The following is a 15960-nucleotide window of genomic DNA, read 5'->3' on the forward strand; positions in this document are numbered from 1 at the left end:
AGCGGCGATGAATGATGACTATATGATGCAGATTCTCAAGTGCTTGTGTCAAGCCTGATTAAGATGCTCTTACCCTGCTTAACAATCCTAAAAATAGTTTGTTTTTGCTGGTTTAAGGCTTACTGAATTCAGCCTCTAGCTGTTTAAAGAGTTTTCGCTGCTCTCGGTCCAACAATTTATGCCTAAAAGTGTGTCTCATGTCCTGTTTCACGAGGGCATTGCGAGTTTAACCTTGACTACTCTAGTGTACTAGAAATTTCCTGAGTTTTAGGAAGGGATTTAAGAAATTAAAGCCGTCCTAGCGGGACTTAAACAAAAAATACGGTGAAAATACGTTATAATGCTTGCTATGCAAGCATATAACGTTAAAGAATGACCAATGAAAGAGACAACCCCTGCCGCGATGCCCCCCTGCTTCGATAGATGGTGTCAAAGATTTGACGATATTTTTGGTCATCTTGCCCAAAAACGAGAGTTTAGGAACTATTTAGGGGGATTATTGGGAGAAAGTGAGCGAAAAAACCTGTCGCAGATGGCAGCAAATGCCGTGGGAGTAACTTACCACAAATTACATCATTTTTTAACAGCAGCGCCTTGGTCATTCAATGAGCTAAATCAACGTCGCCTAGACGTAATGAATCAGTGTCACTTGCGCCAAGATTAGTCGAGGATTTAGCCTGATAATAGATGATTCAGGTCACCGAAAAAGTGGTAATTTTACCGACGGTGTAGGCAGACAATACATCGGACAAATCGGAAAAACTGACAATGGGGTAGTAATAGTTACAAGTCATCTATATGATGGTAAAAAGAGCCTGCCATTAGATATTGAATTATATAAAAAAGCCGACTCATTACCAGAAGGAAAAGAGGACCCAGAATTCAAGAAAAAGCCAGAAATAGCCATAAATTTAATAGACAAAACCTTAGCGAGAGGCTATAAGCCAGGAATAGTCTTGATGGATGCAGGGTATGGTAATAACACCAGTTTTTTACAAGAATTAGAAAACCGAAAATTAAAATATATCGGAGGAATCGCCAAGAATCGCAAAGTAATAATTCAAAAAACCGAAAATGAAACAGAGGAAATTCGAGTAGAAAACTTAACAAAAGCCTTACCTGTAGGGGCTTTCACAAAAATCCAACTCAATCTCGAACGACCGAGAACAGTATGGGTAGCAATTAAAGAAGTCGAGTTATCAAAATGCACGGGTAAGAAAGTAATAGCCATCGTCATGAATGCAGATACTTTCGATACCGCCACTGAAATAGATTATTTGATGAGTAATGTGGACTTATCAAAAGCGACAGAGGAGTGGATAGTAAAAACTTATTCACAAAGAAATTGGGTTGAAGTTTTCTATCGGGAAGCCAAGGGCTGGTTGGGGTTAAATGAATATCAAGTCAGAGATGAAATCAGCCTGAAAAGACATTTCATTATGGTGTTTTGTGCCTACACTTTCATTCTCTGGCATACCTTAACAGGAGGATTAAGGCGCAAATGGGCAAACAAACCTTTAAACACTTTTAGTGATGCACTCGAAGCATTTCGGACAGCCATATCTTTTAGGTTTGTGAAATGGTTGAACCAAAATTGGGACGTATTCTCCGCTTATAAAGCCAGTTTAGGCTTTGTTTGGGCTTAAAATTTGTTTAAGTCCCGCTAGAAGGACAGGGTTTTAAACCCAGATTTTTGATAAAAATGCGTTCCCAGCCAAAGCAGGCTGGGAACGAGAAAAACCAGAAAAACTCGAAAAATCTTTGATTAAACCGCAGCCAACTCAGGAGTCGGGCGCTTGCTGTGGCGGATACCCTCGATCGCCCCTGCGTAATCATTCGCCTTAAACACAGCAGAACCAGCGACGATCGCATTTGCGCCCGCTTCCAGAACCTGCCAAGTATTGTTCCCCTTCAAACCGCCATCCACCTCAATCCAAGGATCGAGGCCCTTGTCGTCGCACATTTTACGCAACTGGCGAATTTTCGGCAAAACAGCCGGGATAAAACTTTGACCACCAAAGCCCGGATTGACGCTCATAATCAGCACCAAATCGCAAAGTTCCAGCACGTACTCGATCAACTCCAAAGGCGTCGAAGGATTCAGAACCACACCAGCCATTTTCCCCAATTCCCGAATTTGGCCGAGGGTACGGTGCAAGTGAGGCGAAGCATTGTGTTCCGCGTGAACCGAAATAATGTCAGCACCAGCCTTAGCGAAGTCCTCGACGTACTTCTCCGGCTCCACAATCATCAAGTGGACATCGATCACCTTGGTAGTAACAGGGCGAATTGCCTCAACAATCAGCGGCCCGATAGTAATATTAGGAACAAAGCGACCGTCCATCACATCTACGTGAATCCAGTCAGCCCCAGCTCGATCGACAGCCTGAATCTCTTCTCCGAGACGGCTAAAATCGGCTGATAATATGGATGGAGCAATAACGATTGGTTTTTGGGATTGGGTCATGGCTAAGTCTGTTCTCCTGTCTGCTGTGCTGTATCCAGTTTATCAAAATACGGGTCTCCGGGTCGAAAAGTTGCCAACGATCGATCGCGAGATCCCCAGCACCGAAAAATTTTGCCTCTGACAGACAAGTTTGGCGATCACACCAGCCCTGCTATCCGAATTTTGGTTTAGGATATAAATTTTCCCTCTAACAAATAACTTGTGTGCAAAATCCGACCGAAAGCATCCAGGATACAAGCCCCCAAATTCATCCGTCCAGAAATAAAAAACCTGTATCCGATGAAACTTGCCGCCCGAATTTATCTCGCGCAAGTCAATGCTTCAATCTAAAATCTAAAATCTAAAATCTAAAATCGATTGACCTTCTGCAAATTTTGAGTACCGAATCATGAAAAATACAGATCCCTTAGAAAATCCTGAACTCGATCGTGCCAGTCTGTTTGTATTAATGATCCCCGTCATCGGCTTTTTCCCCGCCCTGTGGACTCTTTACCGCCGTCAGGGTACTCCCGAACGCAAAGCCATCAGCCGCTTGGCAATTGCCCTTGCTTTTAGTTGGCTCTTAGGACATATTCTTTTAGAAGCGGGAGCGATTTCTGCGGAATCTCCGACACTTCCCATGTTATTAATGAGTAGCCTGCTAACAACCAGCTATTTCATCGTTGCTCTGGGACTGATGGTTCGCCTCTGGAAGCGTCAACCACTATGGTTGCCCGGAATTAGTCGGGTAGCCGAGCAAGTAGTAGGCAAACATTTATCATAATTTAGGGTTCTTTTAAGCCCCTACCCTATTGATTGAGTGCGTCTTCAGCTTGATACTACATATTGCCATTATCTTTTTTATTTTTGTTGTGTGTGAGGAAGCCAGTGCCAGCTCAAAAAATTCCTAATCAAGACCCTATCCAACAATCAACTGCTCAACCTGCCACCAAAAAAGCTTCCCAGCCCCATCGAGGCCGCTGGCTGGGTTTTGGTTTTGGTTTGGCGGGAGTAGCCATGCTCTCAGCCACAGCCGGAGCATTGCTAGCCGTCTCCCTTTCTACAACGCCGCTTCAGCAACAAAAGTTGAGCCCTGAAGAAGCAGCAGTATTTTCTCAAGGCGACATGGCAAAGCTCAGCATGAAAATGCCGGAGCTGACTCGGCCAGTTAATATTTTAGTTTTAGGACTTAAAGTTCTGACCTCTGACATCGAAGGAAGTGTCAACAAAAATGTCGGACACGAGGTTTGGGAAAACTCATTTAAGGGGTTAACCGATACCATGCTTTTGGTTAGGTTTGACCCTCAAAATAAAAAGTTAAGCGTGCTTTCCATTCCGCGAGACACCCGCACCTATGTTGAAGGCAGGGGCGAGGTGAAAATCAACGAAGCTAATTACTACGGTGGCCCGGCTTCGTCAGCGAAGTCAGTCAGCGGACTCCTGGGCGGTGTAGGAATTGACCGCTATGTCACAGTTAATATTCATGGCATAAAAAGTTTGGTCGATGCCCTGGGTGGCATTACTATTAATGTCCCTAAAGACATGAAGTATACCGATCACAGCCAGCATTTATATATAGATTTAAAGGCTGGCAAGCAGAAACTCAACGGCGAACAAATCGTCCAATATTTGCTTTACCGACACGACGATTTGGGCGACATCGGGCGGGTGCAGCGCCAACAATTGTTGATGCGGGCTTTTGTGGAACAGGAAGTAAATGTAGGTTTGCTGTCTCGACTACCGAAGATTTTGTCGGTGATTCAGTCTCACCTTGACACGAATTTGAGTATAGAAGAATTGGTAGCTTTGGCTGGTTTTGCTACTCAAACCGATCGCGCTGGCGTGCAGATGTTGATGGTTCCCGGTAAATTTAGCGATTCTAAGGACTACAAGTCAAGTTTTTGGTTGCCAGACCAATATGCCATCGAAACTATGGTGGCGGAACATTTTGACTTCGGCCAAAATACTTGGCAAATTGAGAATGCTGATTCGACTTTTCTGAATGTGGCGATTCAAGATAGTACCGGAGATCCATCGGCTGTTGAAGATTTTGTCAATAAATTGACTCAAGCCGGTTATCGGAATGTTCAGGTTTATAAAGCTTGGCCCGAACCGCTGGAGGTAACTACTCTAGTAGCTCAACAGGGCGATCTTAAAGGTGCTCAAGCAATTCGCCAGTTTTTGGGTTTTGGAGATGTGCTGGTTGAGAGTACGGGTTCTTTGCAGTCCGACGTGACAATTAGATTGGGTAAGGATTGGTTGCAGAAAAAGGCTCAGTCCGGCGGTGCGGCTAAGTCTTTTTAAACGGGGATTTAACTGGGGTATTTGTAGGGACACAGCAATGCTGTGTCCTCTTCTTTTCTGTTGATAGAGAGGGAGGCGATCGCTTTTTTGTCGATTTACTGATATCAATTCCGGTTTCACCGGAATGATGTGGACGGTTGACGGTTGACAGTCAACAGTCAACAGTCAACAGTGAACTCGAATTTACTATTCCGATGCTAACGGATTTGATATGATACTATATTTTTTGGTGATGATGAATCACGATCGCAATACCGATACTTCCCTCCGAAACCTGAACTGAAACAATAATCAACGAGGGAAAGTTTAAGATATTTTATAAAGGTAGGGTTGATGAACAATAGTCCTAAAATAGACCGACAGCGGGAACATCAGGCAAATGAACGCACGTTTCTTGCATGGTTACGAACTTCACTCGCTTTAATCGGTTTTGGATTTGCGATCAGTCGGTTCAGTTTATTTCTCCGTCAATTTCAAGCTACAGTGACTCAGCAAGAAGTTTCCTCCCCTCCCTTCTTCAACTCGGAAACATTAGGGCTGAGTCTGGTAGTTTTTGGAATTGCGGTCATTGCCTTGGCAGCATGGCGTTATAATCGAGTTTTCTGGCAAATTGAGCGAGGTGATTATCGCCCAAATCGTGTGCTAGTTTGGATACTGACTGGAGTTGTGATGATTTTAGGAACGTTAAGCATTCCCTTGTTGCTATGGCGCGATCGCGGAAATATAGCTCCCACTTCAACTCCTAAAAACTCTCAATTCTAAGTTAACCCGATCGCTTAGCTAAAGTGAAAATAACCGCAACCAGATCATTCAGCTTTTGTGGATCTAGATTGTCTGTGGTGTTAGAGGATCTGATGGGGAGAGGATTTGACGATTTGGGATCGGGCAATCAAAATCTACAATTTAAATGCAGTACAACTTACAATCGGAAGCAAGTGAAATGAAGCCATCGCACCCACAACCAACCTAAAAAACTCCCCACAAAATAAGAGATAAAATCTGACCAACTAAAGTGATTTCCCAAAATCAGCCTTCCGGGTAAAGTAGCTCGCATTGCTTGTAAAAACGGAGCTGTCCACAGTTGGAGAAACTCTACTCCGCAGGTAGCTAGACACACAGCTAAAGCCGCCCTAATTGGGGAAAATCGCGGCCAGATCAGAACGACCAGCAAAATCCAAAATACCTCATAAGCTATGCTCCCAAAAGAGTCGTTGAACCATTCCGGTGCAGGGCCGCGAGAAAATCTCACCGCATAACCTAAAGGGATAATCACGATTATAATGATGAGCAGGGCAATTCGATATTTTAAAAAACGGCGATCGGGAGAAATTGGGGAAGTCATTGATTCTGGGCACAATCACGCATTTGTTGTCACAGGTTGAAGTGGATAAACCTCAGAATTAAGTGCGATCTTCAATACTGCATTGGCTTGCAACGGCTCATGGAACCAATATTCTCTGTACCACCTATCCTCTTCTATCGATTCTGAAATCATCATCATAGGACAGCCGGAAAATCGACCGCCCGGCTCTAAATTGACGCTCCAGGGCTGGCGCCCCTGTCCTTCCAAAACCACTATGCAATCTGGGTTGCTGGGTTGTGATTTGAGGAAATCATCACTAAGCTGAACCCAACTTGGGCGATGAACGCTGAGTCTTATAGCCATCTCAAGCCGCTCCAAGTCACGATGCTCTATGGATTTTTCTAGGAAGCTTGTAACTTCAATCTCGATATTTTCCGTGATGTGTTCAAGCAGTACCCGGAAATCAGTGACCAAACAAGCCAGTTCATCATCGGCTGTGAACCCCCAATAACTGGCATAGCTACCATCCCCGTATCCACTTCCAAATGCGATCGTATTGCCCCCAGTATCAGGGTCTAGGGTAAGATTGAAAGTGTGCATATCGGGGTCTAGGGTGAGATTGAAGCCACTCTGATCCACAATTTGCTGAGATGGGTAGGTTAATAGAGTTACCAGCTCCTGAGCTGCTAGCCAGTCATCCAATTGAATCCTTTGGTCAATGGCACGCTCGACTAGACACTGCAATTCTTCATCAGAACGTCGCTCAACTACCTGAGCATCGACAAAACATCCCAGTCCCGCATCAACACCATAGGCAAAAAACTGATTCCGTCTTAACTCGGCCAAATCCTCACCTCGACGCAGAGCCATCTCCCAACGGACAGGGGATTCAGAGCAAAACTTAACCATCGCACAGGCAGTGCGCCCACTGTCAACCACACTTAGCAACACAGGATAGCGCCCTGGTGGAACGGTTCTGCTAAACGGGTCAACGTCTTTGCACCACAGCCAACCGGGGTCGCAAGCAATAATACGCCCTGAAGGTAAAACTAAGTCACCCGCCTGAAAAACATCACTGGTTATGGGACTCTCTGTGAGCGATTCGTAGACTTGATTGGGATCGAATGCTGCGAGGAAGTTGGTATGAGTCTTTGGGGACATGAGGCGATCGCAGTTAGATAGAACTTTTTTACTACTCTAATATATGATTTGTGGTTCAATATCAAAGATTGCTTGGGTAAGCCATATCTATTTAACCGGACTTGATATGACTGGCATAAAATCTTAACCTGTATCGGATTGAGTGTCTGGTACCACTTGCAAAAGAATTACATTGCTGTGGCGATCGCGACTGAGCAAAAACTTAACTTCCCCAGTCGCACCGTTAACTTTAAAATCAGAATTAGCCAAAGTCTTAGCTAAGATAACTCGTCCTGCTTCACTGCTATAAGGTTAATCGCGATCGCCCACAGGTAAACTCAGTATAAACCCTGTTTGACCAAGTATGGCAGCATCTAGTTTGATATCACCGCCGTGGGCCCGTGCAATTTCCCTTGCTAAACTTAGCCCCAATCCCGATCCTTCGATTTTTTGGATCTGTGTGGAGTCGCCGCGATGGAAGCGCTCGAAAATACGATCGCGCTCCCTCAAAGAAATATCGTGAGAACTATTGACAATTTTCACAATTACTCTTTTTCCCTGACAGTTAGCCTGTAACCTGAGCCAACCCTTCGGTAAATTATATTTAATCGCATTACCAACCAGATTTTGCACAACCTGCACGAGCAAATCGCGATCGCCCTTGATATATAAATTAGGAGCAATTGCCATTTGCACATCTAAATGCGGTGCTAGCAGTTCCATATCTTCGGCAATTTCCGATAGCAAATCCGACATATTCACCTCAACCAAATGTAAACCCATACGTCCGGCATCGGCTAAAGAAAGTAAGAGAAGTTTACGGGTAATTTCACTCAAACGGCGCACTTCATCCAATAAATTACTCAGGGTTTGCTGCACCTCTGAACCCGATTCAACTTGATGCAAAGCCCGTTCTAGTTCCCCTTGCAAAATGGCCAGCGGAGTCTTTAATTCGTGGGCAGCATCTCCACTAAAACGAGAAGCTTGTTTAAAACTTCGCTCCAGACGTTCTAACATCTGATTGAACACAAAAATTAATTCTACAAACTCTATATCCGTTGAGCCGACAGGAACGCGCCGATCGAGCCCCTGTACGGTGACATTGCGAATTGCGATCGTGAGTCGCCCAATGGGATATAGAATACTCCGCGATATCACCCAGGCTCCACCGGCCACGAGTAAAAGCACTACGGGAATAGAAAATAGAAAGATATTGCCAATCGATGCCATTTCCCGATCGATCGCTTGTAAGTTAACAGCGATTGCTATTTGAGTCTGAGGAGAATGAATCGCGCCCACACGCCAAACTGCCCTGCTAGTACGTTGGGTTGCTAGTTTAGCTTTGAAAACTCGAGGAAAATCAGGTCGATCGAATTGAGGAGGTCGATCGCGCGGAGGTCTTCTTTCTCTCGGTGAGAATGAATCAGGGCGATCGGGATGTGGTGGAGCGAGTGGAGCGAGTAGAGCGAGTGGATTGGGTAGAGGTGGTGGAGGTGGTGGAGGGGGAGGTTCTAATTCAAAAGGTATTCTACGTCGATCTGGAGGCGGTTGAGGCAGCGATCGCCATAATGAATTAGCATCAAGTCCATCTTGCCACTGGCGCGATCGGTAGAGCAAATTACCATCTCTATCAGTCACCAGCAAAGCCGCGGTTGTTTCCCCATCATTCATACCCAAAACTGATGGCAAAGAATCACTATAAGCATCCCATTGGGTCGATTGCGGGCGGGTAGATTGGATTAACTGATTCTTGATTTCAGCATCAAGACGTTTTACCTTAGCATCGTAAATCAACCACCACGAAACAATACTAAAGCCAATCAGAGCAACACTTGCCAGAACAGCAGATAATAGAGTAATCCGAAAGCGAAAAGATTGGAGTTTCACGATGGGGAATCTGGTTTGCGAAACCGATAGCCAACGCCGCGCACGCTCTCAACCCATCCTGTACCGCCGATCGGTTCAATTTTCTTGCGAATGCGTTGAATACAGACATCTACCACATTCGTATTCGGATTAAAATCATAACCCCAGATATGTTCGAGGATTTGTGTGCGGGTGAGTACCCTACCGGGCGATCGCATTAGATATTCCAAAAGATTAAACTCGCGGCTTGTAAGTTCTACCGCATGGCGATCGCAAGTAACTTCTCGCAAAATGCGATCGAGCTTAACTGGGCCAACGCTCAGAATATTTTGGCCACCGCCTGAAGCACGGCGCACCACAGCATAAATCCGAGCCACTAACTCCTCAACAAAAAACGGTTTAGCCAAATAGTCATCCGCACCGAGATGTAACCCTTCAATGCGATCGTCCAGTTCATTGCGAGCAGTTAATAAAATCACAGGTACGTTACGTCCAGCCTTTCGCAGATGTTTGAGAATAGATAATCCATCTTTTCCAGGCAAAACAATATCCAGGACGATCGCATCGTACTCATTATCCATCGCCCGCCCATAGCCATCATTGCCATTATCGCAATAATCCACAACAAAGCCTTGTTCTTTCAAGCCCATACAAACAAAATTGGCGATTTTTTCTTCATCTTCAACGTAGAGAACATTCATAGATTTACCTATTCGGTTGCGATTATACCGCCATCAGGGATTTACTTAAATTACAAAACTGTAATCCATCCGCAGTGTTCCCAGTCATGTTTGGGGAGTTTAATTTAGCTGTCAACATTTTGGGATTGGCGATGGTAACTATCATGAAAATTGCTTCACTACTCGCATTACCTGCTACAGCTTTGCTGCTGGGGTTTAGCAGCTTGACTTTTCCCGATCGGACTACAGCTAGTTCTAACTCATATATTGCACCATTTTCAAGAACGGGCAAGATGCCCGTTTCAGAAGAAAATTTACTCTTTGTGGAACAGGCATCTTGCCTGTTGCCCTCAAGAACGGGCAAGATACCGGTTCCACAAGAAAATTTACTCTTTGTGGAACAGGCATCTTGCCTGTTGCTGACAGAGGTGAAATATCTCAGTTCTAATACTGTACTAGCCCAGAGCCAGCCCGAACCGAATCAAGAGCGCAGACATCCGCCCCGTATAGATTTTGCCGCTGCTGCCAAACAATTAGGAGTCACCGAAGCCGAGTTAATCGAAGCATTGGGGCTACCCGCCAAACCGCCGGAACCGCCAAGCGAAAATAATCGCCCGCCCAGCCCACCGCCCCCTCCTCGTTTAGATATTCCCGGTGCAGCGAAAAAGTTGGGAGTCACCGAAGCAGAGTTGATTAAAATTCTGGGCATTCCACCGCGTCCACCCGGCGATCGTAATTTACCTCAAAATTCGGAAAAACGCTAATTTCTCCACATTACAAAACTGTAATCCTAGGACAGGGATAAATGTCATATTCAACCAACTTAATGATTGTAGAGACTAAATCACAGGCCGATTGAGAATTCATTTCTTTAGCCTGACAACTGATTCAAACTTAGAAAACTAATCCAGGTAATTACATCATGCCAGCACTATTTCCTAATCCAATCAATGCACCGGGCAATCCTCCCCAAAATCAAGGCGCACCGGGCAACCCTCCTCCCCAAAATCAAGGCGCACCGGGCAATCCTCCTCCCCAAAATCAAGGCGCACCGGGCAACCAACCTCCCCAAAATCAAGGCACAGCCGGCAACCAACCTCCCCAAAATCAAGGCGCACCGGGCAATCCTCCTCCCCAAAATCAAGGCGCACCGGGCAATCCTCCTCCCCAAAATCAAGGCGCACCGGGCAATCCTCCTCCCCAAAATCAAGGCGCACAACTTACGACTTCTGCTTTACCTCCCCAAAACCAAACTCCACCCCCTCCGCCAGCTAACAGTATTAGCACCACAGCAGGAAACGACAATATTACCGGAGATAGTTTAGATAACTTCATCCTCGGCAGTAGCGGCACAGATAGCATCATTGGAGGATTAGGCACGGATACAATTAGCTATCTTTCCCTGAGCAGCGGCATTAGCCTTGAGGCTAAAGGTTTTGTAGATAAAGGCGCAGCAGGAACAGATACCCTGCAAAATATAGAACAAATAATTGCTCCTTTAGGACAGATTAATACCATCGATGCTTCTACAGGTAGCGGCACAGCTTCTATTAATGTGGATTTGTCGCAGAATCGTTTGGCGGTTAATAATCTACCCGGTATCGGCACTCTGAATTTTACGGTAGAGAATTTCGTTAACGTCACAGGAACTCCGAATGTAGATGTCCTTACCGGAAACATCCAAAACAATTCTTTAGTAGGAGGAGATGGTAACGATACACTCTCTGGTTTGCGTGGCAATGATACGCTAATTGGAGTAAACCCCTTGAGTGCTACACCGGGAAGCAATGAAACCGATGTGCTGATTGGGGGTCAGGGTAGAGATATTTTTGTTCTCGGTGATGCCACTAAGAGCTACTATCAGGGAACAGGAGTTGCACTAATTCAGGATTTCCAACAAGGAATCGATCGCATTCAGTTAAGTGGCAGCCTTTCCAACTACAATATTGTTGGTAACTCCATCAATTTGGCTGGTACATCTGACCAAATTGCTGTAATTCAAGGCGGCTTTACTCCAGATAGTTTCATATTCGTGTAATATCAATTCCGCTAGCATCGGAATAGTAAAATCCCGTCAACAGTCAACAATCACCGATGTTGCAACCGGAATTGATATAAATCATCTGCGTTAATCTGTGTTTATCTGCCATCATCTGCGGTAAAAAAAAGAGAATGTGTTAACCGCAGATGACAACGGATTGACGCTGATTCACGCAGATGAAAGGAGCAAAAGCACTAATTTTCGGTAAATGCCGATCGCCCTTTAATCCAATCGAGTAAAATAGGATTGACCAGTTCCGGCGCTTCATCCTGGGGACAATGGCCCACTCCCTCCAGCGCAATAAACTTTTCCACAGCCGGAAACTTTGCCAATTCTCGCCCCAATGCGATCGGCTCCCAAGGGTCATCTGTCCCCCACAAAATCAAAGCCGGACAGCTTAAACGAGGCAACAAATCCTCCGGTAGCGGGCCTTGAGAATAACTGATAAATGCCACAAATACTTCGACTGCACCGCTGTCTTTGGCAGGTTCCAGCAACATATTTACCAGTTCGTCGGTGACAGCTTCAGGACGGTGATAAGCTTGCAAAAGCACTTTTTTTACTGTTTTTGGCGTTGCTAATTGTTTAAAAAATAATTGACTTATCCACTTGACATTTAAAACTTTTTGTGCAATGGGCGCTCCCATACTGCGATACCAAGGCATTTCGGCGCGTTTGCGATCGTGCAGCAACCGCAGGGAACAATTGAGTAAAATTACGCCCTCAGCAATATCGGGAAAATCAACAGCCGCTTGCATAATTGCCACACAGCCGATCGAATTTCCCACCAAAAAAGCCGGCCCGCCCGCAACTTCCCGACAAAAATCAGCAATTAGCTGTCCCCAAGTTTCAAAAGTATAGTCAATCTCAAGCTTGGGCGCGGGCTTAGCAGAACCGCCAAAACCGATGAGGTCGATCGCATAACAGCGGCAATCAGCAGCCAGCGCCGGCAAATTCTTGCGCCAGTGGCCCCAAGACGCACCAAAACCGTGGACAAACACCACCGCAGGCCCCTGGGAACCCGCAGCCTGGTAGCAAATCGGAAAGCCTTTCCACAGCCAAGTTTGAGGCGAAATAAGTGTTGACAAAGCGGGAGTAGAAGATGTCATACGATTTTAGATTTTAGATTTTAGATTTTAGATTGGGCATGGGGCATAGGGCATAGGGCATTGTTAGCTGCTGACTGCTGACTAATGACTAATGACTAATGACTAATGACTAATGACTAATGACTAATGACTACTTTGCAGTTAGAGCCGATATTATGTCACGATTAAACCTGCTGACTTCTTTGCTGTATTAAAATTTCCCTTATGCCAACGATCGTTTCCACTGCTGTCGTACCATTTCTGGGGTCAGAAATTGTACCAGACTACGACACCGCCAAAGTAGTAATCTTGCCAATTCCCTACGAAGCTACCACCACTTACCGCCGGGGGTGCGAAAACGGGCCCGCCAAACTTCTAGAAGCTTCTCATCAACTCGAGTGCTACGACGAAGAATTGGATGCCGAAGTTTGCTACGATGTCGGAATTTATACAAAAGAGCCGATCGCCGATACCCGCAACCGCCAACCAGTTTCATCCTCAGAAATGCTGCAAGTCACCCAAGCAGCAGTCTACCAGCTAGTTACCGAAAATAAATTTGTCATCTCCCTCGGAGGCGAACACAGCATCACTGCTGGCGTTGTCGAAGGTTATCGCCAAGCATACCCGGATGAACCTTTCACAGTCGTGCAAATCGACGCCCACGGCGACTTGCGGCACGAATACGAAGGCTCGATTCACAACCACGCCTGCGTGATGCGGCGTGTTGTCGATATGGGCTTACCGACACTGCAAATCGGGATTCGCGCTATCTGCAAGGAAGAAGCCGACTTGATTAAAGCAAAACAGCTAAACGTGATTCGAGCTAGGGAAATCGCTACTCAACCGGATTGGGCAGATCGGGCAATTGCCAGCATAACAACTAAGCGAGTATTTTTGACGATCGACTTAGACGGCATCGATCCGACTTTAATTCCAGGGGTGGGAACACCGGAACCGGGCGGGTTAAATTGGTATTCCCTCACCGGATTTTTGCGCCGCGTCTTCGAGTCCTACGAAGTAATCGGGTGTGACATTATGGAATTAGCACCTATTGTAGATTCTGTAGTCTCAGAATTTACCGCCGCCAAATTAGCATACAAACTTATTGGATACCAAGCTCTAGCTCAAGGTTGGCTAAAGCCAGACGAGGAATAAATCGCGAAGTACGCATCACAATAGGCTGTTGGCAAGGCTAGAATTAAGGTAAAGCCAAACAACAGCCAATTTTATTCGTGCTGACAGTTTCATCTTTCATGCTGGCAAATACTGCTCTTCACCTCCTGAAAACATGAGTTTACTAATGGATACAACGGGTACTCCCATTAACGGCTACGCTCCCGATTTTGAACTGCCGGGAGTTGACGAAGAAGTTCACCATTTAGCTCGATATTTAGAAAAATTTCGGGCAATCGCGGTGATATTTATGTGCAATCATTGCCCTTACGTGCAGTTGTATCTCAATCGCATGAAAGAACTTCAAGCAGATTTTCAAGATCGAGATGTTACTTTAATCGGGATTAATGCTAATGATGCAAATCAATATCCCGACGACAGTTTTGAGAATATGAAAATTTTTGCCGCCAACAATCAACTCAACTTCCCGTACATCCGAGATGTTGCTCAAGATGTGGCTGAAAGTTTTGGGGCTTCTAAAACGCCGGAGGTTTTTTTGTTAGACCAAGACGGCAAACTGCGCTATAAAGGTTTAATTGACGACAACGCTGACGATCCGGCGGCGGTGCAGGTTTCTTATCTGCGGAGTGCGATCGACCAATTGCTCAAGAGTCAACCCGTTGAGCCTTCAACTACAGAGGCGATAGGCTGTTCCGTCAAATGGCGATCGTAGTCATTAGTCAGCAGTCATCAGTCATTAGAAGATGATAATCCTGGACAAACAGCATCTACTTGTAAGGTGTGCGCGGCGCACCTTACTACTACAGATAGTGTAGATCGCCCTAGGGCAAATTATAATACAGCCTTGTGGAAAGAAAACGCATTTTCAACTCGACGCTCGTCGCAGCCGCTGTAGCGCTGACACTGCTAATTGCTTGGAACTTGTTTAAAAGCGTTTCCCCAACAACAGCACAGAAGCAAACGTCCTTAAACGTATCCGCTGCTATCAGTCTCTCGAAAGCTTTAGGGGAAATCAAAACTGTTTATCAAAGCAGTAATCCGAATTTTACTATTATTTATAATTTCGGTGCTTCCGGCAGCCTCGCACAGCAAATTCAGCAGGGAGCACCGATAGATGTATTTTTAAGCGCCGCCACCAACCCAATGGATGCTTTGCAGAAATCTAACCTGCTAATTAACGACACGCGCCGCAATTTGCTGACAAATCGCCTAGTTTTGATTACTACCAAAAACGGTGTTGCTTTGACGGATTTCAAACAGTTGACAGATGCCCGAATCAAGAAAATTGCGATCGGCGAACCGAAAAGCGTACCTGTGGGCCAATACGCTCAGGAAATGCTAAATAAACTTGGATTGTGGGGGCAAATACAGCCAAAATTAGTGCTAGGAAATAACGTCCGCCAAGTGCTGACATTCGTCGAAAGCGGTAACGTTGATGCTGGTATAGTTTATGCGACTGACGCCACAGCCTCCGACAAAGTAACTGTGCGGCTAACGGCTGCCGAAAATTTGCATTCGCCCATTGTTTATCCGCTAGCAGTTATCAGAAACAGCCGCAATCAGGCTGATGCTAAAGCGTTTGTTGACTTCTTGGGGGGCGATCGGGCTAAAATAGTATTTCAGAAATACGGATTTGGGATAGCTCGCCAATTAGTCTCATACAACTGAGATGTTGCACCATTCTCAATTACTTGTTTAGCAACAGGCAAGATGCCTGTTCCACAAGAAAATTCACTCTTTGTGGAACAGGCCGGAAAGCCTGTTCTTGAGAATGGTGCAAGATGTGAGATACAACCAAATTTTGTAGGGCGGGTTCACCAACAATATCTAATTCCCGCCAACAATCTATATAAACCCGCCCCCACACAACAGATAAGCTTGTGTATTCAAAGAGGTACATTTCGATTTGCCGCCCAAGTGGGGGCGGGTTTACGAAATTATTGGTATTAGCCAAAAAT

At 45.5% G+C, this 15960-nt stretch carries 16 protein-coding genes and 1 pseudogene; 10 read left to right on the forward strand and 7 right to left on the reverse strand.

Features of this window, described 5'->3' with window-relative positions; all coding sequences use genetic code 11:
• The first annotated feature begins 379 nt into the window (after positions 1-379).
• A pseudogene (locus tag QUB10_RS27885) lies at positions 380-1646 on the forward strand (IS701 family transposase).
• Positions 1647-1765: 119 nt separating this feature from the next.
• Here the strand turns inward: QUB10_RS27885 and rpe are convergent.
• A complete protein-coding gene (gene rpe, locus QUB10_RS27890; RefSeq protein ID WP_190744589.1) occupies positions 1766-2467 on the reverse strand; it encodes a ribulose-phosphate 3-epimerase in 702 nt (233 codons plus the stop codon).
• A gap of 388 nt (positions 2468-2855) precedes the next feature.
• Here rpe and QUB10_RS27895 point away from each other — a divergent pair, with 388 nt between their 5' ends.
• The 3 genes from QUB10_RS27895 (at position 2856) to QUB10_RS27905 (ending at position 5512) form a co-directional block, all read left to right on the forward strand.
• Entirely contained in the window at positions 2856-3230 is a 375-nt protein-coding gene (locus QUB10_RS27895) for a hypothetical protein (protein WP_332978570.1), read from the forward strand.
• Positions 3231-3334: 104 nt separating this feature from the next.
• Entirely contained in the window at positions 3335-4750 is a 1416-nt protein-coding gene (locus tag QUB10_RS27900; protein WP_333206451.1) for an LCP family protein, read from the forward strand.
• Between the two features lie 333 nt (positions 4751-5083).
• Positions 5084-5512 carry a DUF202 domain-containing protein gene (locus tag QUB10_RS27905; RefSeq protein WP_333206452.1) on the forward strand — a complete coding sequence of 143 codons (429 nt, stop codon included), beginning with the start codon at positions 5084-5086 and terminating at the stop codon, positions 5510-5512.
• Between the two features lie 157 nt (positions 5513-5669).
• Here the strand turns inward: QUB10_RS27905 and QUB10_RS27910 are convergent, their stop codons facing one another.
• From QUB10_RS27910 to QUB10_RS27930, 5 genes are all read right to left on the reverse strand, one after another.
• Positions 5670-6092: a DUF2809 domain-containing protein gene (locus QUB10_RS27910; RefSeq protein ID WP_333206453.1), complete on the reverse strand. Its 423-nt coding sequence runs from the start codon at positions 6090-6092 to the stop codon at positions 5670-5672.
• Between the two features lie 15 nt (positions 6093-6107).
• Entirely contained in the window at positions 6108-7214 is a 1107-nt protein-coding gene (locus QUB10_RS27915) for a DUF4241 domain-containing protein (protein ID WP_333206454.1), read from the reverse strand.
• Positions 7215-7337: 123 nt separating this feature from the next.
• Positions 7338-7463 (reverse strand): hypothetical protein, encoded by a 126-nt coding sequence (locus tag QUB10_RS27920; protein WP_333190926.1) that lies wholly within the window; start codon positions 7461-7463, stop codon positions 7338-7340.
• A gap of 42 nt (positions 7464-7505) precedes the next feature.
• Positions 7506-9080, reverse strand: a complete 1575-nt coding sequence (locus QUB10_RS27925) for an ATP-binding protein (protein WP_333206456.1) — start codon at positions 9078-9080, stop codon at positions 7506-7508.
• The gene (locus tag QUB10_RS27930; RefSeq protein WP_333034626.1) at positions 9077-9760 is read right to left on the reverse strand and encodes a response regulator transcription factor; all 684 of its coding nucleotides are present in this window, start codon (positions 9758-9760) and stop codon (positions 9077-9079) included. The genes QUB10_RS27925 and QUB10_RS27930 overlap by 4 nt, the downstream gene beginning before the upstream one ends.
• Positions 9761-9834: 74 nt before the next feature.
• Between QUB10_RS27930 and QUB10_RS27935 the strand changes: the two genes are divergently transcribed.
• Positions 9835-10503 (forward strand): hypothetical protein, encoded by a 669-nt coding sequence (locus QUB10_RS27935; protein WP_333206458.1) that lies wholly within the window; start codon positions 9835-9837, stop codon positions 10501-10503.
• A gap of 158 nt (positions 10504-10661) precedes the next feature.
• Positions 10662-11777 carry a M10 family metallopeptidase C-terminal domain-containing protein gene (locus QUB10_RS27940; RefSeq protein WP_333206460.1) on the forward strand — a complete coding sequence of 372 codons (1116 nt, stop codon included), beginning with the start codon at positions 10662-10664 and terminating at the stop codon, positions 11775-11777.
• A gap of 197 nt (positions 11778-11974) precedes the next feature.
• On the opposite strand, the gene QUB10_RS27945 is transcribed toward QUB10_RS27940, so the two are convergent.
• Positions 11975-12889, reverse strand: coding sequence for an alpha/beta fold hydrolase (locus tag QUB10_RS27945; RefSeq protein ID WP_333206463.1), 915 nt, complete (start codon positions 12887-12889; stop codon positions 11975-11977).
• A gap of 204 nt (positions 12890-13093) precedes the next feature.
• Here QUB10_RS27945 and speB point away from each other — a divergent pair, with 204 nt between their 5' ends.
• The 4 genes from speB to QUB10_RS27965 all read left to right on the forward strand — a co-directional run bounded on the left by speB (position 13094) and on the right by QUB10_RS27965 (position 15952).
• Positions 13094-14023, forward strand: a complete 930-nt coding sequence (speB, locus tag QUB10_RS27950) for an agmatinase (protein ID WP_333206464.1) — start codon at positions 13094-13096, stop codon at positions 14021-14023.
• Between the two features lie 133 nt (positions 14024-14156).
• On the forward strand, positions 14157-14714 hold the full coding sequence (locus QUB10_RS27955; protein WP_333206466.1) for a thioredoxin family protein: 558 nt from the start codon (positions 14157-14159) through the stop codon (positions 14712-14714).
• Positions 14715-14848: 134 nt separating this feature from the next.
• Positions 14849-15670 carry a molybdate ABC transporter substrate-binding protein gene (gene modA / locus QUB10_RS27960; protein WP_333206468.1) on the forward strand — a complete coding sequence of 274 codons (822 nt, stop codon included), beginning with the start codon at positions 14849-14851 and terminating at the stop codon, positions 15668-15670.
• A 42-nt stretch (positions 15671-15712) separates the two neighbouring features.
• Complete coding sequence (locus QUB10_RS27965; RefSeq protein WP_333206469.1) at positions 15713-15952, forward strand: hypothetical protein; 240 nt, start codon at positions 15713-15715, stop codon at positions 15950-15952.
• The last annotated feature ends 8 nt before the right edge of the window (positions 15953-15960 follow it).

Source organism: Microcoleus sp. B5-D4 (genome assembly GCF_036705145.1).
In the GTDB taxonomy this organism is placed as follows: Bacteria; Cyanobacteriota; Cyanobacteriia; order Cyanobacteriales; family Microcoleaceae; genus Microcoleus.